Below are 20075 nucleotides of genomic sequence, written 5' to 3' on the forward strand. Positions count from 1 at the left end.
CTCTCTCATTCATAATTTCGAATTTTCTAAATAGTTGATTTCACAGCTAGGCGACAAATAAATCCAGCCCTATGAACATAGAGGCTCTATGTGATTAAGGTGGATTTATGCAGTCAACAACGCTGTGGTACCAACTATGACGAAAATTTAGTTAATACCACCGATGCGGTTAAACCTAACACCAGTTGGAATCCAAGAAGGTAAAACACTATCTGCATCACGCTCAAACTCGAAGCTGATCCAAATACCGACCGCTTTACCGACTAGGTTGCCCTCTGGAACAAAACCCCAGTAGCGGCTATCTGCACTGTTGTCGCGGTTATCACCCATAACAAAGTACTGACCTTCAGGTACGACCCATTCGTTGACGCCATTACGTGGTTGATACAACTCAACACGGTCGCGACGCAGTGGGTTAACCAAAATTTGATGACCAACTTCACCTAGTTTTTCATCCAACTGAATCAGTGGAATGCCATTTTGAATGAATTGGCTCTCTTCAACGTTAGACAGTCTCACTGGCTGACAGCTTGTGTCGCCTTGAGACTGAATGCAGACTTCTTTTTTGCTGTTGTAACGCACGGTATCACCCGGAAGGCCTACAACACGCTTAATATAATCGATGCTTGGCTGTGGTGGGTACTTAAATACCACGATATCACCGCGTTGTGGTTTACCTGTCTCTACTAACTGAGTACGCCAAACCGGATCTTTCAATCCGTATGCGTATTTTTCAACCAAAATAAAGTCACCAACCAAAAGCGTTGGCATCATAGACCCCGATGGGATCTGAAATGGTTCATAAATAAATGAGCGTAGTACCAGGACAACAGCAATGACAGGGAAAATAGACACACTATTTTCAATCCACCAAGGTTGCGTTTTCACTTTTTCAACAATGGCAGCATCTAAACCGTTAGTTTGAGCTTCGACCTCGGCCACTTTCGCTTGACGTTTCTTGGCAAAAACCAATTTTTCTAAGACCCAGACAACACCGGTCACCAAAGTAACAAGTACTAGGATGAGTGAAAATGTATTCGCCATTGACTTCCCTTATCTCAAAAATACGAAAGTGAAAGAGCCGAAACCCTTCCACTTACCAATTAAATTTGTTTCAAGCAATCCCATAAATAGTTTGCACAGACAGTAACGCTGCGATGGCAAATATGACAGGGATTAGTCTTTACCTACGTGCAGAATGGCAAGGAAGGCCTCTTGAGGCAGCTCTACGTTACCGATCTGCTTCATACGTTTCTTACCTTCTTTCTGCTTCTTCAGGAGCTTTTTCTTACGGCTCACGTCACCACCGTAACATTTGGCAATTACGTTTTTACGTAACTGTTTAACCGTTGAACGGGCGATGATGTGATTACCAATTGCAGCCTGAATCGCGATATCAAACATCTGACGAGGAATAAATTCTTTCATCTTCTCGACTAGCTGACGACCACGTGTTTGTGAGTGATCTTTATGAGTTATCATCGCAAGCGCATCTACTGTATCGCCGTTTAGTAGCACATCGACACGAACCATATTCGAAGCTTCAAAGCGTTGGAAGTTGTAATCCAGCGAAGCGTAACCACGAGAGGTTGATTTCAGACGGTCGAAGAAATCAAGTACCACTTCTGCCATCGGGATATCGTAAGTCACTGCTACTTGGTTTCCGTGATAAACCATATCAACCTGAACACCACGCTTTTCAACACAAAGTGTAATGACGTTACCCAAGTAATCCGACGGTACAAGAATATTACAGCGAGCAATCGGTTCACGAATTTCTTCAATGTCATTAACCGCTGGAAGCTTCGCTGGGCTATCTACGTAAAGTAGATTACCGTTGGTTTCTTCAACTTCATACACTACAGTCGGCGCAGTGGTGATCAGATCTAAGTCGTACTCACGCTCTAGACGCTCTTGGATAATTTCCATGTGCAGCATACCAAGGAAGCCACAACGGAAACCAAAACCCAGTGCCGCAGAATTTTCTGGTTCGTAGAACAACGATGCATCGTTAAGGCTTAGCTTACCTAGCGCATCACGGAAGTTTTCGTAATCGTCAGACGACACAGGGAATAGGCCAGCGTAGACCTGAGGTTTTACTTTCTTAAAACCAGGTAGCGCAGCTTCACAGCCATGTTTTGCTAGCGTTAGCGTATCACCGACAGGGGCGCCTAGGATGTCTTTGATACCACAAACCACCCAACCAACTTCACCAGTACGTAAAATATCAGTATCGACTTGTTTAGGTGTGAAGATACCAAGACGGTCAACTCCCCAAACTTGACCTGTGCTCATTACCTTAATCTTATCGTTCTTCTTCAGTTCGCCATTTTTAATACGCACCAGAGAAACGACACCAAGGTAGTTGTCGAACCAGGAGTCTATAATTAGTGCTTGTAGTGGTGCTTCCGGATCACCTTCTGGCGCTGGGATCGCTGATACGATATTTTCAAGAACATCATCAACACCAATACCCGTTTTCGCACTACAGCGAGTCGCCTCCATCGCGTCGATACCAACGATTTCTTCGATCTCTTCTGCGACACGCTCTGGGTCTGCGGCTGGAAGATCAATCTTGTTCAAGATTGGCACCACCTCTAGATCCATTTCGATCGCGGTATAACAGTTAGCAAGAGTTTGAGCCTCTACACCTTGACCCGCATCCACAACCAGCAGCGCACCTTCACAGGCAGCAAGCGAACGCGAAACTTCGTATGCGAAGTCAACGTGCCCTGGTGTATCGATGAAGTTAAGTTGGTATGTTTCACCATCTTTCGCTGTGTAGTTTAGAGTCACACTCTGAGATTTAATGGTGATACCACGCTCACGCTCTAGATCCATGGAGTCCAGAACCTGTGAGGCCATTTCACGGTCGCTTAATCCACCACATACTTGGATCAAACGGTCTGATAGGGTCGACTTACCATGGTCGATGTGGGCGATAATCGAAAAATTACGAATGTGCTTCATGATTTGGTGTGACTAAACTCTTTTAAATAGGGACAAGAAAGCCGCTCTGAACCTTGCGTTTTCTCAAGGTGAACGACGGCATTTCAATCAAGTTGGCAGATTCTACCCAATTTCTAGTCACTTCGCACTAGCTAATTGGTTCGCCCAACACCCTTAATAGTATGACTTGTTGCGAAGATTGCTGCTCTAATTTAGCCGATAGTCGTTTTGCGAGGAAAATACCACCGACCGTTGCGACAGCAGAAGTGAAAATAACCAGCCCTTCCCCAGCGGAAAACAATGGCGCCAGCCACCACTGGGCAACGAATGCACCCAAGATCAGAGCAAATAAGGGCACTAAATAAACCACTGCCGCCGATTGGAGCAAACTTTTCTCTGGCAGACCAATTTCAACCACTTGACCAGTTTTCACCGACTTTTGCGTCACTAGGTGCCAGTGTAAAGATTTGTTACCGACAGCTTTAGATACAATGCCCGTACCACAGCTCTTTTGTGAGGAGCAGCTACTACAGCTAGTTTGTTGCTCGCAGCTTAGCTCTACGTCAAAACCGGAGGAAACAGGCTTAACGGCAGAGACAGTAGCCAATGCCGTCATCATTGCGTGGCACTCTCATTGGCAGTAAACGTTACCGATTGAGCAATGCGCTTGGCCGTTGCTGGCGGTATATCGCCAATCACAGAGATCTCGCGATCACCACGGACAAAGCTATGTAAGGTGCGACGACCTTGGCGGACAAGCTGCCCTTTTAGTGACAAATTATCACTATCTGACACGTAAACCGAAAAGCTAAACAGCCCATCGCTGTACATCTGGCTTTCAACCATACGCTCAGTATTGGTCATACGATAGCGATTAAGTTCTTTTGGCTCGAACCCATTTGGGATCCAACCCACTGTCCAAAATGGGTTCGTGATTTGGCCTTTTGGTAGAGAAAGTACCTGTGGCAATTTAACTTGATTCAGACCACTAAGAATCTGACTAATTCGATCATTGACGCTGTATGAGATGGTGCGGTATTGCTCTAAAATCTCACCGTCACGATCGACAAGATCGGCACGTAAAGGTAGTTTGCTCTTCTCATCAACCCAAAGAACGTAAGAGTAACGCTGGCCATCTTTCGGCACAACGCGCAAGACCTGACAGGCAGCACCAGCTTCGCGAGCACGACCAACCTGAATAAAATCATAGAAGTTGCTCAACTCACTAACATCCGAATTTAACAACGGAATCGTCGGCGCAACCATATTGCCAGACTCAATGGTGAAAGGTTCTACACCTGGTTCAATGTAGCTCACTTCGTCGCCACGGCGAATCACCTCACGGACAGGACCGCTAAGATAAACGAGATGGGCGAGTTGTTGTTCCTCTGCTTTAGCGTGACGATAAAGCAGTGGCTCAATACTATTTTTCTTTATCAGGACATAAGACAACTCGTAACTAAGCTGCTGACTAGCCTCGTTCATTTGATGCAACAAAGCCTCTGCAGCGTTATTTTCTGCAAAGGCTATTGGTGTATTCAAACTGAACAGTGTCAGCGCACTGATCAGAAATTTTTTCATTCAACTACCGTTTCAGGATTATCACTATGCTCAATGGTATTGTCACTGTTTAAGCGTAGTTGTAATTCGTAATCTTGTAACATCGCATTGATGCGGCGGCGCTGCTCCTGAATATTCACTTCATTCGCTGGTTGCTCAACGGAAGAGCGCGTCAAGCTTACAGGCTCTGCACTACCAGAAAATGGAATAGTCTGAAGAACAGGCAATGTTTCCGTCTCAGGTGCAGTCGCAGCATCCGTTCCACCATACTGCTGGACACCCAATATAACTGCCAAAGATACACAAGCGGCCATAGCTACCTGACCGAATTGAGTTAACCAAGCAGGTAACTGGCGACGCGCTTGTGACGGCGTCGGTTGCGACTCGACCGAGCGATGTTCTTCTAACTGAGTAACCTTAGAGTGCGCGGGTTCCCCCTCTAACGCTAACGCTACGCTTTCAGCTATATTCCACTCCGGCTGTTCCGGTGCTTCACCTCGCATCACATCACCAATTAAATGGTAACTTTGCCAAGTCTGTAGGCTATCTTGGTCTTTCTCTAATTCAGTAATTAGAGATTTATCAACCAACTCTCCATCCATGAGTGCTGAAAGTTTCTCTTTGTCAGCCATTATTTTCACCATTAATGTTACTGGTCTAGCGTTGTAAAAGGGGTTGAATTTTCTTTTCAACCGCTTCACGAGCACGGAAGATACGCGAACGTACCGTTCCTACAGGGCAATCCATAACCGCTGCTATTTCTTCGTAGCTTAAGCCATCAAGCTCACGCAACGTCATCGCGGTTTTTAAATCATCAGGCAGTGCTTCGATTGCACTGAAAACAACACGTTTCAATTCATTGGACAACGTTAAATTCTCAGGGTTCGAAATTTCTTTTAAAGCACTTCCTGTTTCGTAATATTCAGCATCTTCAGTATCCACATCTTGTGCAGGCGGTCTGCGCCCTTGGGCAACAAGGTGGTTTTTTGCAGTATTAACGGCAATCCGATATAACCAAGTATAGAAGGCACTTTCACCACGAAAGCTTGGTATCGCTCGGTACGCCTTTATAAATGCTTCTTGCGCTACATCGGGAACATCACCAGGATTATTCACATAGCGAGAAATAAGGTTGCAGACTTTATTTTGGTACTTAGTCACCAACAAGTTGAATGCTTGCTTATCCCCATTCTGAACTCGCTCAATTAATACTTGATCGGTCAGCTGCTCGTTCATTCGAGCGGGTACTCCTATCGTTATTCACTCTAATCTTCTCAGACATGAGCATTAATTATGCAAAATGTAGTCTTGACACCACTGCCTACTTGAGCACTATTGTGACCTAGCAAATAAATATAAGTTCAAAAATTCTTCAAACTATTTTTACGCAATGACACTTCAATCTACTTCTTGTTGCAGATTGTGAGGATCAAGGTAAAGAAAAGCAATGCTATTTACGAACAATTGCATTTATGCAAAGCCACTCTCACAGTGGTACTATAGTGAGTTGACTCTTTAGATTTCAGAGTCGACGTTGCAATTCATTGAATTATTTTAGAGCGGGATCGCTCTGTTACCTTGCCAAGCCGCAACGGTTTTTCGGGATGAATATGGCACAGGTACACATTAACTCGGGAATTTAAAAGTTTTATGAACGCAAACCGTGAACATCAATGTGATGTGTTAGTGGTGGGTAGTGGCGCAGCAGGACTGTCTTTGGCGTTACGTGTCGCAGAGTACGGCAAGGTAATCGTACTGAGTAAAGGGCCGCGTAGCGAAGGTGCGACCTATTATGCGCAAGGTGGCATTGCCGCCGTATTTGACGAATCAGACAGTATCGAGTCTCATGTCCAAGATACTTTAGTGGCTGGTGCCGGTATCTGCGAGCAAGAGACGGTTGAGTTCATTGCCAAGAATGCCAAAGAGTGCGTGCAGTGGCTGATCGATGGTGGTGTACCTTTTGATCGTGAAGAGAACGACAGTGATGAAGCTCCACGCTATCACTTGACTCGCGAAGGTGGTCATAGCCATCGACGAATTTTGCATGCTGCTGATGCTACCGGTATGGCAATGCAAACCTCGCTGCAGGACAATGTTCATAATCATCCAAATATTACTGTTCTAGAGCGTCATAACGCACTAGACCTTATCACCGAAGACAAAGTCGGTGGTGACGAGAAGAAAATAGTTGGAGCGTACATCTGGAACCGCAACCAAGAGCATGTGGAAACCGTCAGAGCGAAATTTGTCGTTCTTGCAACTGGTGGTGCTTCTAAAGTGTATCAGTACACGTCAAATCCGGATGTATCTTCTGGAGACGGCATTGCCATGGCATGGCGTGCGGGATGCCGAGTTGCTAACCTTGAGTTCAACCAATTCCATCCAACCTGCTTATACCATCCAGAGGCGCGTAACTTTCTACTCACAGAAGCTCTACGTGGTGAAGGGGCTTATTTACGCCGTCCAGATGGCTCTCGTTTTATGCCCGATTTTGATGAGCGAGAAGAGCTTGCTCCGCGTGATGTCGTCGCGCGAGCCATTGACTTTGAGATGAAGCGATTGGGTGCAGATTGCATGTACCTTGATATCAGCCACAAGCCAGCTGATTTTATTGAGAAGCACTTCCCAACGATTAATATGCGTTTACTCGACCTTGGCATCGATATGACCAAAGAGCCAATTCCAGTGGTTCCAGCCGCCCACTATACGTGTGGTGGTGTTATGGTCGAGCAAACGGGGCAAACCGATCTTTCTCAGCTCTATGCGATTGGCGAAGTGAGCTACACAGGATTGCATGGAGCGAACCGTATGGCATCAAACTCTCTTCTTGAGTGTGTCGTGTATGCATGGGCTGCCGCCAATGACATCATTGCGAATATTGCCAAGGCAACATTGCCACCAACGCTTCCTGCTTGGGATGAAAGCCAAGTGAGTTGTTCAGATGAAGAAGTGGTTATCCAACATAACTGGCACGAATTACGCCTATTTATGTGGGATTACATGGGGATTGTCAGAACCGACAAACGCCTAGAACGTGCGCTGCGTCGTATACAGTTGCTGCAACAAGAAACTCACGAGTATTACAGCAACTTTAAAGTCTCCAATAATTTGCTTGAGTTGCGTAACCTACTGCAAGTTGCTGAACTAATGGTGCGCTGTGCAATGGAACGAAAAGAAAGTCGTGGTCTTCACTACACTCTCGATTACCCAGAGCTAGCTAAAGATAGCGGCCCGACCATACTACTACCAGAGAAGCAAAAATAACCCAGGGAGCTTAGTGCTCCCTTTTTAACATCACCACTATATGCCGATAGCTTGCTTCTGGCAGGCTATCACGCCATAAAATTTCCCGCTTATTGTCGGAGCGTGTAATCAACAAGCCAAAAGCCATAGCCACATAATTAACCGTTCGAATATGGTTAACTCCTTGAGCGGTTTTATAACGAGTCGGAGAGATAAACTCCACCTCACCTTGCATTGTAGGCAACAGATCCACTTTGGTAGCGGCCAATTTACCCAGTAAGTAAATCAGCATGAGCGAAGCCGGAAGTGGAATCGATGACAGGGTAATAATCAAAAAGACCAGCATCAAAAGCATGACACTGGCCATTGTAGATATATAAGAGGGGCTAAGATTAAGCCTAACGCACTTTACTGAGGTTATGGGCGACAATCTTATCTACCATAGAAGCATGACCAAGGTTCTCACTGCGGCCATGACCCATAATCCATGTAAACAGATCAGGGTCATCACACTCTAATAGAGACACGAAATCTTTCTGCTCATTGTCTTGTAGGGCGTCAAAACATTCTTCAAAGAACGGCATAATCACAACATCGAGCTCTAGCATTCCACGACGACATGCCCATTTGATACGCGCTTTTTGTTCTGCGGTATACATTCTAATTCCTCACCTATCCGGTTGTTTGCGCCGAGTGTAACAAGCAATTTCGCTGACAACTAGTACGTCAGTCACACTCCCGAGCAAGGTCATGATTTTCGACCTTCAGATGGTAAATAAACGCCTACAACTCTAAAGGTTGTTTATCACTAGGAATCAGCGCTAACATACGCCTATAAAGTTTCTATTAGGAATCAATCATGGACTGGCAGAAAGCGTTTGCTCCCCTACAACTTGCGTCAAACGATGCACTTCCTCAACTTTCAGTAGCAGTGCTTCCCTCTTGGAGTGCCATCACTATAACTGGAGATGACAAAAAATCGTACCTTCAAGGTCAGGTGACGTGTGATGTGGTTACGTTAGATGAGCATGACTCAACTTTCGGCGCTCATTGCGATGCAAAAGGTAAAATGTGGAGCGTATTTCGACTGTTTCACCACAACGGCGGCTATGCCATGTTCCAACCAACATCCATTATAGAAAAAGAGCTGATTGAGCTAAAGAAATATGCGATTTTCTCAAAAGTAGAGATTACGCAAACAGAAGATATCGCGCTGGGCTTAATGGGGACATCTGCAACAACGTTTGTCGACTCGTTGTCATCGCAGACTGGCAATGTACGCTCAATCCAAGGCGGTACTGCGGTTAAAATTGACCAGCAGCGTTGGCTACTGCTCGTTGAACAAACCGCCGCAGAGAAAATCGTTGCCGCGAGCCAAGCAGAGCAAGTAACAGATGAACTCTGGACCTTGCTAGATATTCAATCGGGCTTGCCACTACTCAATGCACAACAACAGAATGAACACATACCGCAAGCGTTAAATATTCAAGCACTTGGGGGAATTAGCTTTACCAAGGGCTGCTATACCGGACAAGAAACGGTCGCGCGAGCCAAGTACCGTGGTATCAATAAACGCGCACTGTTTATCGTTCAAGGTAATGCTGACACTAGCATTGATGTCAATGCAGAATTAGAGCGCGCAGTAGGTGAAAACTGGCGTAGCGCAGGTAAGCTGATTGCGCAATACCGCTACAGTGATGGCAAAGCGCTGGCGCTTATCGTACTGCCTAACAATCTTGATGCAGACACTAAGCTGCGCTTAAAAGATCAGCCAGAGAGCGAATGGACTTTTGTTAATCTGCCCTACTCACTCGAAGACAATGACTGATCTTTCCTCAACTCATATTACTCAATATCTTGAGTCGCAGCGGGTTCACTTTCGCCTGCTGCCACACCAAACACCAGCAACAACGATAGAAGATGCGGCAAAGCAACGAGGCATTCGCCCGCAACAAATGGTTAAATCTATCGTTCTGCGCGATATGAGTAACCGCTATGCCATTGCCTGCGCCCCTGGGGATAAATCGGTAGATCCCAAAAAGGTTCGTGCATTACTCGGCTGGCGGCGAATGACTTGTGTGTCTATGGATGAAGTTATCAGTCTCACCGGATACCAAATCGGTACAGTCGTTCCATTATTGCTGCGCACACCTATGACAATTGTTTTCGACCAACAACTTTTGGCAGAACCGGAAGTCACTATCAGCAGCGGCTCTAATATGGCAGGCCTCGCATTAAGCTGCGAAGATCTTATTCAACTAACCCAACCTCTCATTGGCGATATCTGCCGCAATCAAACACCTTCTACCCATAACTAGGTAGAAGGTGTACAAGCTTGTTGCAATCGATTTCATCAAACCTTGAGCACTATCGCATCATTAGCTTTTTCTTAACTAAATTATTATTCATCAAACAAGCATAAGTAGTCATGGTGATTTTTTTGAAGTATGCTGTCTCCGTTGGTTAAAGTTCGTTCAGCTATACGTTTTGGCCTGAATGACACAGCTTTTCTTAGAGTTGGTATGTGGCTCGAAAGGTATGTGAATCCTTCTCCAACTAAAAAGTGAATCCACTGATTGTTTCAGGACATCCACTTTTTGTGTAATGCATCTGTGACTATTCGCCCGCATCAAAGCGGGCTTTTTTTTGACGAAACATTACAATTCCTTTACACCCAATCCAAAAAGTTAAACTATTCTTAAATGTGTCATATAACTGAGGTTTAATGTTTCGCGATTGAACTCTTACGCGAGTTCCGCTGTCAGAAGATAAGTGAGGTAATTATCACAATAAATTGGATATTTATCCGTGGTTTTGTCTACAGCAACACAAATATCCAAACAAACCCGTTTCATCTGCATTTTCCACCATCACAATCACAATTTTCAGGGTGGGAAACACATATAATTTGCAGTGCTTGCTAAAGATAAGGATAACTGTATGAGACTGTTTAAGCGCTATACACCAAGTATGATTGCTAAACACATTAGTCGGCTATTTAAGGGAAGAATTTACATTTACGGGGTTGGTAAGTTTGAATTTGATAACGGTAAGTTGATCTTGCCAGAAAAAGCAGAGCGTAAGCATTTCCAAACGGTAAAAGAGATTAACCAAGAAATCATGAAGCTTCGCTGCGCATACGCATAACAGAATTATAAAAAGGGTTGGCAGTGCCAACCCTTTTTGCATTCATATTGCTTGTGATTTGTGGCGTGATTGCTGCGCTAACAGAGGAAGATTCCCTTTTAAGCCTAATGCTCGTTTCATGATTTCATCTTTCGCTCCCGGCAGTTGACCTGCGAGTTTCATACCAATACCACGAATAAGCTTTTTCGCTGGATTACTTCCTTCAAAAAGGTCTTTAAACCCTTGCATTGCAGCAATCATCTTGGCGGCTTCCGATTTACGCCACCGCTCATATCCGCGTAAATTTCGCTTAGAACCAATATCTTCTCCACTTTGCCAGAGCTGAATAATTTCCTCAGCTAAACTCGCAGCATCTAACAGGCCAAGATTCACTCCCTGCCCCGCTAATGGATGAATGGTATGTGCAGCATCACCAACCAAGGCAACACGCTCAGTAACAAAGTCACGCGCATAACGCATCTTCAGTGGAAATGCGAAACGTTCACCTTCAACTTTACACAACCCTAAACGGTTATCAAACTCAGCCGTTAAGGTTCTATCAAACTCACCTGAAGACATATTGATAAGGCGCTCTGCACGACTCGGATCCGTTGACCAGACAATCGAGCTCAAGTTGTCTTCACCTAAAGGAAGAAATGCCAAAGGACCTTGCGGAGTAAAGATCTGTCTTGCGACTCGAAGATGATTCTCTTTAGTGCGGATATTAGCAACGATTGCGCTGTGGCCGTAATCCCAATGTGTCAGTGGGATATCTTGCTGCTTGCGAACCCAAGAGTTTGCCCCATCAGCCCCGACTACCAGTTTAGCCGTTAACGCTTGACCGCTATCTAAAGTCAGCCAAGCTTCACTTTCTCCGATTGCCATCGAAGCACACTTCTCTGGCATGTACAACGTCACATTGCTTTGCAGCTTAACCTGTTCAAGAAGCGCAAGCTGAATCACTCGATTTTCGACAATATGCCCAAGATCCGGTTGCGCTAATTGTTGAGCTTCAAACTCAATTCGAGCAAAACTGTCTTGCTCCCAGACTTCCATCGCTTGATATGGAGCAGCCCTGCGTTGAGTAATACCCTGCCATGCACCTAAATTTTTAAGCACAGTTTCACTTGAGCGGCTGAGTGCTGAAACTCGCACATCTGGTAAGTCATTCAGCTCACTCTCTGGCGCGCGACTTTCAATAACTGCGATACGCAATTCAGTGTCCTTGAATGCAGCGGCAAGCGCCAAGCCAACCATTCCACCGCCGACGATGGCGATATCTACACTTTTCATCATAGTTTTGTATCCTTTTTCGCGTATCTAGCGAGCCACTAAACCTAGTGTTCTTCTTAATAAGGGGGTTTTAAGCACGGGGAAATTGTCCATACTAAATAGCCCAAGGTTACGCGCAATACGTAATGACAAGTAATCGTTGGAGAAGATATGCACTAAAGCTGAAGTCATGGCGATGGTTGCACTGCGGTCTTCACTGCGCGAGTTTTTAAACTGTGCTAAAGCGCTATAGCTACCTGGATCTTCACTCGAATCGGCAATGAGCTCTGCCAACGTCGCTACATCCCGTATACCCAAATTGAATCCTTGTCCAGCAATGGGATGCAAGGTTTGCGCGGCATTACCCACAATGGCAAAACGATGGGAAACATTTTGTTTTCTGTAACGTAACAGTAATGGATAGTTGGCTCGCTGGCCGACTTTCTGTATTTTTCCGAGTCGCCAGCCAAAAGCATCTTGCAACTCTGAGAGGAACTGTTCATCGTCATAGTTAATGATCTCTTGCGCTTTATCAGGTCGTACGCACCAAACTAATGACATTCGTCCTCGCGACATCGGCAGCAAGGCTACTGGCCCTGATTGAGTAAAACGTTCAAATGCACGCCCATTGTGTGGCGATTGAGCAGTGATGTTGGCGATCACCGCCACTTGCTCGAAATCATACTCAGAAAGCTCTATGCCTATTTGCTCACAACAAGTAGAGATGGCGCCATCGGCCGCAACCAATAACTTCCCTTCGATATGGCTGCCATCACTTAACTCAAGTGTGACCTTTTCTTCATTACGCTGCACCTGATCAACCGCAGCATGCAGCACAGAGACTTGGGTATCTTGCTGGACTTGTTGATGATAAATACGTCCAACATCCTCCAGTTCAACGACATAGCCCAATGCATCAACGCCTACTTCTTCAGTGGTAATCTGCGTCATTCCTGCATGGGAGCGATCTGAAACATGAATATGTTCAATGGGGGTTGCAACTTTCGCAATCTCTTGCCACAAACCAAGCTGCTTTAAGACTGAAACTGTACCGTATGATAAAGCTATTGAGCGAGAATCAAACCCGGGGTGCGATTTATGATCAACCTGAAACGGCTCAATCACAGCCACAGACAGAGGCTGCGTTGCAAGCTTATTTATCGCAAGTGCAAGCGTCATTCCTGCCATCGCACCACCAGCAATCACCACATCAAACTGCTTCATGAAAACCTCTTCTAATGAATCGTTGGCGCTTGCTGCGGTCCAGCTTTTCTTTGGCCAAATTCCGCATGAATAGTTAAGACACACGCTTTGACGTGTTCAATAACCTGTTCAAGTAGCTGCGCCTGCTCTTGTAAGTCATCATCTTCATCGATGCCTAACTTGGCGATCTCTTCTAAGTCAGCAAGTGCTTCTTTAACATCGTTAGAAGCCTTTTTAAGCTCAGCGTTGACTAACCCCAATCCAGAGATAAAGTGGTTCACCCAGTCAGCTAAACCATCCGCAATATCAAACAGCGAGGCACTTGCGTCTTCATCTGGCAGTAACATTTTAATGTCCATTCCAGAGCCGGTAAGTTCAGCAATACTCGCGTCTAAGGTTGCTTCAGCCAGTTGCAGCGTTTTGCTTGGCCACCCCATTCCCTCGCTCACATAGTCAAAAACCATTGGTTGCCAGCTTTTATCCGTCAGGCTCAAGCCACCGCTTAGCATGCCTATCAATAACCCATGCAACTCAGCAGGATTAACCGCTAATCCTGCCGACTGCAGTTCACTGGCAAATGCTAGGTAATCAGGTAGTTTTGTTTCGCTCATTGGAATGGCCTAAATTTATCTAAATATCTCCAATCGTATCACTTACCACAGCGAGCGAAAACGAGCGATTAGCGATTGTGGGCAGCTTTTGCACAAATTGCCCAAATACTGTGTTATTACGCTCTGATTTACCTATCACTGCTCTGAAAAGCTTGAATCTTAATTGGCGTTTTTCTATAGTTTCCTCCTCGGTGATTATCTGCGTTATCACCTTAGGCAACCGATATAGAGTCGATATGAGTAATCAAGCGGTAGAAGTTGAAATCTTAGGCAAACTCACTCTCGTAAATTGTCCAGCAGGACAAGAAGAGTCGTTAATTAAAGCCGCAGAACGCCTTGAAGAGCGTCTACAAGATATGTCAGCGAAAACCAAGATTACCAATGAAGTTCAACTTTTGACCTTTGTTGCGTTAAACTTTTGTCATGAGCTAGAAGCGCGTGACAGTAATTCTAAGCAGGAACAAGATGCCATATATGAGCGAATGGAACTCCTTTCGGCATCGTTAGACAACGCAATTAGTAAAGTTAAGCCAGGACAGCAATAAACCTTTACACCGTCAAGAATTTACCCTGGAGTGTTCGTGAGGGGATTAAGTCCCTGAGCCGATAAGCAATACCTAAGGGTTAGTACTTGGTAGCTATTGAGCAGGCTCGGCTTGTACCGAGAAGCCTACGGTTATCTCTGCTGATCCGCCTTGAACCAGCTGGTTCAAGGGTCCATTTCTCCAACGGCACTCTGGGGTATCCTTACCTGATCCCCATTAACCATGGGTACAGTCATGACACTATCCCGACAAGACTTTCGTACAAGTATTCGTCACAAGCGCAATCAACTGAATAGTGATGTTCAGCATCTCGCAGGGCTAGATTTAATTCAACAATTCTCACGTCTGCCTGAACTGTCTCAAGCCCAACATATCGCCTTGTATCTCACGACGGATGGCGAACTTGAAACCATGCCTCTGATTGAGTGGCTATGGCAGCAAGGTAAAAAGACTTACCTGCCCGTCATTCATCCCTTTTCCAAAGGCCACCTGCTGTTTCTGCATTATGATCGAACTACCCCAATGGTGCTAAATCGCTACTCAATACCTGAACCCAAACTCGCTCAAAGCCAAATCCTGCCGGCCAAGTCACTCGATCTTATCTGCACGCCACTGGTCGGTTTTGACTCAAGAGGTCACCGATTAGGTATGGGAGGAGGCTACTATGATCGAACCTTAGAACCTTGGTTTAAGACCGGAAAAGGACCGATACCAATTGGACTTGCCCACGATTGTCAACATGTGGAACAGTTGCCGATAGCATCTTGGGATGTACCACTGCCGAAAGTTGTGACTCCAACCAAGATTTGGCAATGGGATTGACCCTCTTGCTTAGATTCTTTTCGCTTAACTTCAAGTATCGGTAGGATAAGGCTATAATCGCGCCGCAATCGTTAATACTACCGCCTTTAGGAGATGAGCATGACTCAAGATGAAATGAAAAAAGAAGCTGGTTGGGCAGCACTGAAGTATGTTGAAAAAGACAGCATTGTTGGTGTAGGCACTGGCTCGACAGTAAATCACTTCATCGATGCACTAGCAACAATGAAAGATGACATTAAAGGTGCTGTATCAAGCTCTGAAGCTTCAACTGAAAAACTAAAAAGCCTAGGCATTGAGGTTTTTGACTGTAACGAAGTGGCTAAGCTAGACATTTATGTTGACGGCGCAGACGAAATCAACGCTGCTCGCGATATGATCAAGGGTGGTGGTGCAGCGCTAACTCGCGAAAAAATCGTCGCTGCTATTTCTGATAAGTTTGTATGTATTGTTGACAACACTAAAGCTGTCGACGTTCTTGGCGAGTTCCCACTACCTGTGGAAGTAATCCCAATGGCACGCTCATACGTTGCGCGAGAATTAGTAAAACTTGGTGGTGATCCGGCTTACCGCGAAGGTGTGAAGACTGATAATGGTAACGTGATTCTTGATGTTCACAATATGCAGATCGCTGACCCGAAAACGCTTGAGGATAAAATCAATGCCATCGCTGGCGTCGTCACCGTTGGCCTATTTGCCCATCGCGGTGCTGATGTTGTGATTACTGGTACTCCTGAAGGGGCAAAAATCGAAGCATAAGCCCTTCATTTTGTTATTTCATTACAAACGGTGCTCATTAGCGCCGTTTTTTTCATTTTAGTCTATAAAAATTATGCCTTATTCCGTAATTTTCTTACCCAAAGTGTATTTTTTTTGTTAACTTAATGGTCAGAAGACGCACAAGGAAAACGTTTGCGTTCTGTGTTATGTCTACAAAAACGTTTGCTTTACCTGATTTAGCCTAATGTGCGCCCGTTAAGCCCATATTTCCCACTTTAAGGAAGAAGACAATGGCCAAAGTTTCACTGGAAAAAGACAAAATTAAAATCCTCTTACTTGAAGGTCTACATCCATCATCTGTAGAAGTACTTCAGGCTGCTGGCTACACCAACATCGAGTACCACAAAGGTTCGCTACCAGAAGAAGAACTGCTAGAAGCCGTGAAAGATGTTCACTTCATTGGTATTCGCTCACGTACAAATCTATCTCAAGAAGTCATTGACGCCGCTGAGAAATTAGTTGCGATTGGTTGTTTCTGTATTGGTACTAATCAGGTTGATCTTAAAGCAGCGGCAACTCGCGGTATTCCAGTGTTCAACGCGCCATTCTCAAATACACGTAGTGTTGCAGAGCTGGTTCTGGGACAAGTACTGTTACTGCTGCGTGGCATTCCAGAGAAAAATGCCTTAGCCCATCGTGGGGTTTGGAAAAAAAGCGCAGAAAACTCTAATGAAGCCCGTGGTAAACGCCTAGGTATTATCGGCTATGGTCATATCGGTACTCAGCTCGGTATTATTGCTGAAAACTTAGGGATGCGTGTTTATTTCTACGACATCGAAAACAAGTTATCGCTCGGGAATGCCACTCAGGTCCATACCATGAGTGAACTACTCAACAAATGTGACGTTATTTCGCTACATGTTCCAGAAACGCCTGAGACGAAGAATATGATGGGTGCAGAAGAGTTTGCACGTATGAAGCCAGGTTCTATTTTTATTAACGCCGCTCGCGGTACTGTGGTGGATATTGAAGCGCTATGCCATAGCCTTGAAGCCGGTCACCTTGCCGGGGCTGCAATCGACGTATTCCCAACCGAGCCAAAGACCAACGCCGACCCATTTGAGTCACCGCTACAGAAATTTGATAACGTAATCCTAACTCCTCACGTCGGTGGCTCCACCCAAGAAGCACAAGAAAATATTGGTGTTGAAGTGGCAGGTAAGTTGGCTAAGTACTCAGATAACGGTTCAACACTTTCAAGTGTTAACTTCCCTGAAGTTTCACTCCCTGAGCACCGAGACTGCTCGCGTCTACTGCACATACACCAAAACCGCCCAGGTATTATGACTCAGATTAATACCATCTTTGCGGAAGAAGGGATCAACATCGCTGGTCAGTACCTACAAACGGCAGCAGACTTTGGTTATGTCGTGATCGATGTTGAAACAGAGCGTTCGGAAGAAGCACTCAAAAAGCTCAAGAGTATCGAAGGTACTATCCGCGCTCGTATCCTTCACTAATCTGATCCAACAAAAAACCACCGATAAATCAGTCGGTGGTTTTTTTTTATTCAAGCGTTTGATTTGGCTAAGGCTTTAAAGCGCGCTCTCCACGGGCGATACCAACTACACCACTTCGAGCTACTTCAATCACTTCTGTTACTTCAGACAATGCTTGAATAAACGCATCGAGTTTTTCACTAGTCCCTGCCATTTGTACTGTGTACTGAGAGGCGGTGACATCAACGATCTGCCCGCGGAAAATATCAGCGGTCCGTTTCACTTCAGCTCGTGAGAAGCCACTCGCCTTCACTTTCACCATCATTAACTCACGTTCAATATGATCAAGCTCTGAAACCTCTTGCACTTTGAGTACATCGATAAGCTTGTTTAGTTGCTTCTGGATTTGTTCGAGCTCCATATCGTCAGAAATGGTAGTAATGTTCAAGCGAGATAACGTTTCGTCGTCTGTTGGAGATACCGTCAAAGATTCAATGTTGTAAGCACGCTGAGAGAATAGACCCACTACACGAGACAGTGCACCCGGTTGGTTTTCCATTAACAGTGAAATAATGTGTCTCATATTAAGTTCTCTCCGTCTTGCTTAACCACATTTTGTCCATACCTTCGCCTTTAATCTGCATTGGGTACACATGCTCTGTTTCATCAACATTGATATCAACAAACACTAATCGATCTTTCATATCTAATGCTTGCTTTAGACCAGATTCAAGCTGATCTGGTGTTTCAATGCGAATCCCCACATGCCCATATGCTTCTGCGATAGCTGCAAAATCAGGAACAGAACTCATGTAAGAGTTAGAGTGGCGGCCTTGGTAAATAATGTCTTGCCACTGTTTTACCATGCCTAAGAATCGGTTGTTAAGGTTAATAATTTTAACCGGAATATCGTACTGCATCGCCGTCGATAGTTCCTGAATATTCATTTGGATACTACCGTCACCTGTTACAACTACGACCTCTTCATCAGGTTTAGCGAATTTCACGCCCATCCCAGCTGGTAAGCCGAAGCCCATTGTGCCAAGGCCACCAGAGTTGATCCAACGACGTGGCTTATTGAATGGATAATACAAGGCGGCAAACATCTGGTGCTGACCAACATCAGAGGCAACATAGGCGTCACCGTTAGTCAGCTTGTGTAGTGTTTCAATCACTTGCTGTGGTTTAATCCGTTCTGGTGATGTTTCGTATGATAAGCATTGACGCTCACGCCACCCTTGAATTTCATCCCACCAGCGATTCAATGCGTCTTGGTCGTTGATGCTACCCTGCTCTTCTAGCAAATTAACCATGCTTTCAAGCACTTTCTCAGCAGAACCGACAATAGGAAGATCCGCTTTCACGTTCTTCGAGATCGATGAAGGATCGATGTCAATGTGCATCACTTTGGCATCGGGGCAGTACTTTTCTAGGTTGTTAGTAGTGCGGTCATCAAAGCGAACCCCAACACCAAAGATTAAATCGGCATTATGCATAGCCATGTTCGCTTCATACACACCGTGCATTCCTAACATGCCTAATGAATTTTTATGTGTTCCGGGGAAAGCGCCAAGCCCCATTAGCGTACTCACTACTGGTAAATTGAGAACTTCCGCCAGCTTGATTAAGTGTTGTTCAGCCTCTGAAATCACTGCGCCACCACCCACATAAAGAACCGGCTTTTTCGCTTCTAGAAGTGTCTTAAGACCTTTCTTAATTTGACCTTTATGGCCTGTTGTAGTTGGTTTATATGAGCGCATTGACAGAGATTTAGGGTATTCATATGGCAGTTTTACCTGTGGATTCATCACATCTTTAGGTAAATCGATCAAAACAGGGCCAGGTCTACCCGTAGTCGCAATGTAGAAAGCTTTCTTTACTGTTTCAGGAATGTCTTCTGCTTTCTTGACCAAGAAACTATGCTTAACTACCGGGCGAGATACACCAACAATGTCACATTCTTGGAAGGCATCATTACCTATCATATTATTTGGTACATTGCCTGAGACAACAATCATTGGGATAGAGTCCATGTACGCAGTCGCAATACCAGTGATGGTGTTGGTCGCACCTGGGCCAGAACACACGAGCACCACACCCGGGTTACCCGTCGCGCGCGCATAACCATCAGCCATATGAGTGGCGGCTTGTTCATGACGTACTAGAACGTGTTTGATTTGATCTGTTTTGGCGTGAAGCGCATCGTATATATCTAGAACAGAACCACCAGGGTAGCCAAAGATCTGTTCAACGCCTTCTTCAATCAGAGATTGAACAACCATCTCTGCACCGGACAACATTGCTGCCATATTATTCTCCTTAACCAGTTTCCGCCACATAAGGTCAACATGATGGGCTGGTTTTTCATAGTCTAGGTCTTATTCGTAGCCTAAATCGAAATACATCCACTTTTTCGGCTATGTCTTGCTCACAGGTAACATAAAGCAAGGTCACGCAACAAATGTAACGTTTTATTAGCAACGGGTCTAATGCGACTTTCATCTCAAATTAAACAATATGCTGTTTAT

The 20075-nt window shown here is 45.1% G+C and carries 21 protein-coding genes and 1 other RNA gene; 9 read left to right on the forward strand and 13 right to left on the reverse strand.

The window, feature by feature from the left end; all coding sequences use genetic code 11:
• Positions 1 to 147: 147 nt before the first annotated feature.
• From lepB to rpoE, 6 genes are all read right to left on the reverse strand, one after another.
• Positions 148 to 1044 carry a signal peptidase I gene (gene lepB / locus ZX61_RS14680; RefSeq protein WP_049845375.1) on the reverse strand — a complete coding sequence of 299 codons (897 nt, stop codon included), beginning with the start codon at positions 1042 to 1044 and terminating at the stop codon, positions 148 to 150.
• Between the two features lie 132 nt (positions 1045 to 1176).
• Positions 1177 to 2970, reverse strand: coding sequence for a translation elongation factor 4 (gene lepA, locus ZX61_RS14685; RefSeq protein WP_049845376.1), 1794 nt, complete (start codon positions 2968 to 2970; stop codon positions 1177 to 1179).
• A gap of 127 nt (positions 2971 to 3097) precedes the next feature.
• Positions 3098 to 3568 carry a SoxR reducing system RseC family protein gene (locus tag ZX61_RS14690; RefSeq protein WP_049845377.1) on the reverse strand — a complete coding sequence of 157 codons (471 nt, stop codon included), beginning with the start codon at positions 3566 to 3568 and terminating at the stop codon, positions 3098 to 3100.
• Positions 3565 to 4530 (reverse strand): sigma-E factor regulatory protein RseB, encoded by a 966-nt coding sequence (gene rseB, locus ZX61_RS14695; RefSeq protein ID WP_049845378.1) that lies wholly within the window; start codon positions 4528 to 4530, stop codon positions 3565 to 3567. The genes ZX61_RS14690 and rseB overlap by 4 nt, the downstream gene beginning before the upstream one ends.
• Complete coding sequence (locus ZX61_RS14700; RefSeq protein WP_049845379.1) at positions 4527 to 5141, reverse strand: RseA family anti-sigma factor; 615 nt, start codon at positions 5139 to 5141, stop codon at positions 4527 to 4529. The genes rseB and ZX61_RS14700 overlap by 4 nt, the downstream gene beginning before the upstream one ends.
• A 25-nt stretch (positions 5142 to 5166) precedes the next feature.
• Entirely contained in the window at positions 5167 to 5745 is a 579-nt protein-coding gene (gene rpoE / locus ZX61_RS14705) for an RNA polymerase sigma factor RpoE (RefSeq protein WP_004415624.1), read from the reverse strand.
• A gap of 414 nt (positions 5746 to 6159) precedes the next feature.
• Between rpoE and nadB the strand changes: the two genes are divergently transcribed.
• Positions 6160 to 7773 (forward strand): L-aspartate oxidase, encoded by a 1614-nt coding sequence (gene nadB, locus ZX61_RS14710; RefSeq protein WP_049845380.1) that lies wholly within the window; start codon positions 6160 to 6162, stop codon positions 7771 to 7773.
• A gap of 10 nt (positions 7774 to 7783) precedes the next feature.
• Here the strand turns inward: nadB and ZX61_RS14715 are convergent, their stop codons facing one another.
• Together ZX61_RS14715 and ZX61_RS14720 are read right to left on the reverse strand one after the other, a co-directional pair.
• Positions 7784 to 8107 carry a hypothetical protein gene (locus tag ZX61_RS14715; protein WP_235431342.1) on the reverse strand — a complete coding sequence of 108 codons (324 nt, stop codon included), beginning with the start codon at positions 8105 to 8107 and terminating at the stop codon, positions 7784 to 7786.
• A gap of 43 nt (positions 8108 to 8150) precedes the next feature.
• Positions 8151 to 8411: an FAD assembly factor SdhE gene (locus tag ZX61_RS14720; protein WP_049845381.1), complete on the reverse strand. Its 261-nt coding sequence runs from the start codon at positions 8409 to 8411 to the stop codon at positions 8151 to 8153.
• A 200-nt stretch (positions 8412 to 8611) separates the two neighbouring features.
• Between ZX61_RS14720 and ygfZ the strand changes: the two genes are divergently transcribed.
• From ygfZ to ZX61_RS14735, 3 genes are all read left to right on the forward strand, one after another.
• Positions 8612 to 9580, forward strand: a complete 969-nt coding sequence (ygfZ, locus tag ZX61_RS14725) for a tRNA-modifying protein YgfZ (RefSeq protein WP_049845382.1) — start codon at positions 8612 to 8614, stop codon at positions 9578 to 9580.
• On the forward strand, positions 9573 to 10070 hold the full coding sequence (locus ZX61_RS14730) for an aminoacyl-tRNA deacylase (protein ID WP_049845383.1): 498 nt from the start codon (positions 9573 to 9575) through the stop codon (positions 10068 to 10070). The genes ygfZ and ZX61_RS14730 overlap by 8 nt, the downstream gene beginning before the upstream one ends.
• Before the next feature lie 622 nt (positions 10071 to 10692).
• Positions 10693 to 10899 (forward strand): DUF1107 domain-containing protein, encoded by a 207-nt coding sequence (locus ZX61_RS14735; RefSeq protein ID WP_049845384.1) that lies wholly within the window; start codon positions 10693 to 10695, stop codon positions 10897 to 10899.
• A gap of 42 nt (positions 10900 to 10941) precedes the next feature.
• Here the strand turns inward: ZX61_RS14735 and ZX61_RS14740 are convergent, their stop codons facing one another.
• From ZX61_RS14740 to ZX61_RS14750, 3 genes are read right to left on the reverse strand one after another with little or no spacing between them, the layout of a single operon-like run.
• Positions 10942 to 12174, reverse strand: a complete 1233-nt coding sequence (locus ZX61_RS14740; protein WP_049845385.1) for an FAD-dependent 2-octaprenylphenol hydroxylase — start codon at positions 12172 to 12174, stop codon at positions 10942 to 10944.
• A 24-nt stretch (positions 12175 to 12198) separates the two neighbouring features.
• Positions 12199 to 13374 carry a 2-octaprenyl-6-methoxyphenyl hydroxylase gene (ubiH, locus tag ZX61_RS14745; RefSeq protein WP_049845386.1) on the reverse strand — a complete coding sequence of 392 codons (1176 nt, stop codon included), beginning with the start codon at positions 13372 to 13374 and terminating at the stop codon, positions 12199 to 12201.
• 11 nt (positions 13375 to 13385) lie between these two features.
• The gene (locus tag ZX61_RS14750; protein ID WP_049845387.1) at positions 13386 to 13964 is read right to left on the reverse strand and encodes a YecA/YgfB family protein; all 579 of its coding nucleotides are present in this window, start codon (positions 13962 to 13964) and stop codon (positions 13386 to 13388) included.
• Between the two features lie 236 nt (positions 13965 to 14200).
• Between ZX61_RS14750 and zapA the strand changes: the two genes are divergently transcribed.
• From zapA to serA, 5 genes are all read left to right on the forward strand, one after another.
• Complete coding sequence (zapA, locus tag ZX61_RS14755) at positions 14201 to 14509, forward strand: cell division protein ZapA (protein WP_049845388.1); 309 nt, start codon at positions 14201 to 14203, stop codon at positions 14507 to 14509.
• A 19-nt stretch (positions 14510 to 14528) separates the two neighbouring features.
• Positions 14529 to 14711: non-coding RNA, 6S RNA (ssrS, locus tag ZX61_RS23775), on the forward strand.
• A 32-nt stretch (positions 14712 to 14743) separates the two neighbouring features.
• Positions 14744 to 15331, forward strand: a complete 588-nt coding sequence (locus ZX61_RS14760; RefSeq protein WP_049845389.1) for a 5-formyltetrahydrofolate cyclo-ligase — start codon at positions 14744 to 14746, stop codon at positions 15329 to 15331.
• A 99-nt stretch (positions 15332 to 15430) separates the two neighbouring features.
• A complete protein-coding gene (rpiA, locus tag ZX61_RS14765) occupies positions 15431 to 16087 on the forward strand; it encodes a ribose-5-phosphate isomerase RpiA (RefSeq protein WP_049845390.1) in 657 nt (218 codons plus the stop codon).
• A 251-nt stretch (positions 16088 to 16338) separates the two neighbouring features.
• Complete coding sequence (gene serA, locus ZX61_RS14770) at positions 16339 to 17568, forward strand: phosphoglycerate dehydrogenase (protein WP_049845391.1); 1230 nt, start codon at positions 16339 to 16341, stop codon at positions 17566 to 17568.
• A gap of 67 nt (positions 17569 to 17635) precedes the next feature.
• On the opposite strand, the gene ilvN is transcribed toward serA, so the two are convergent.
• Complete coding sequence (gene ilvN, locus ZX61_RS14775) at positions 17636 to 18130, reverse strand: acetolactate synthase small subunit (protein WP_004744777.1); 495 nt, start codon at positions 18128 to 18130, stop codon at positions 17636 to 17638.
• A 1-nt stretch (position 18131) separates the two neighbouring features.
• Positions 18132 to 19856: an acetolactate synthase 3 large subunit gene (locus ZX61_RS14780; RefSeq protein WP_049845392.1), complete on the reverse strand. Its 1725-nt coding sequence runs from the start codon at positions 19854 to 19856 to the stop codon at positions 18132 to 18134.
• Positions 19857 to 20075: the final 219 nt, after the last annotated feature.

It is taken from the genome of Vibrio sp. VPAP30 (genome assembly GCF_001188205.1).
GTDB classification, from domain to species: Bacteria; Pseudomonadota; Gammaproteobacteria; order Enterobacterales; family Vibrionaceae; genus Vibrio; species Vibrio bivalvicida.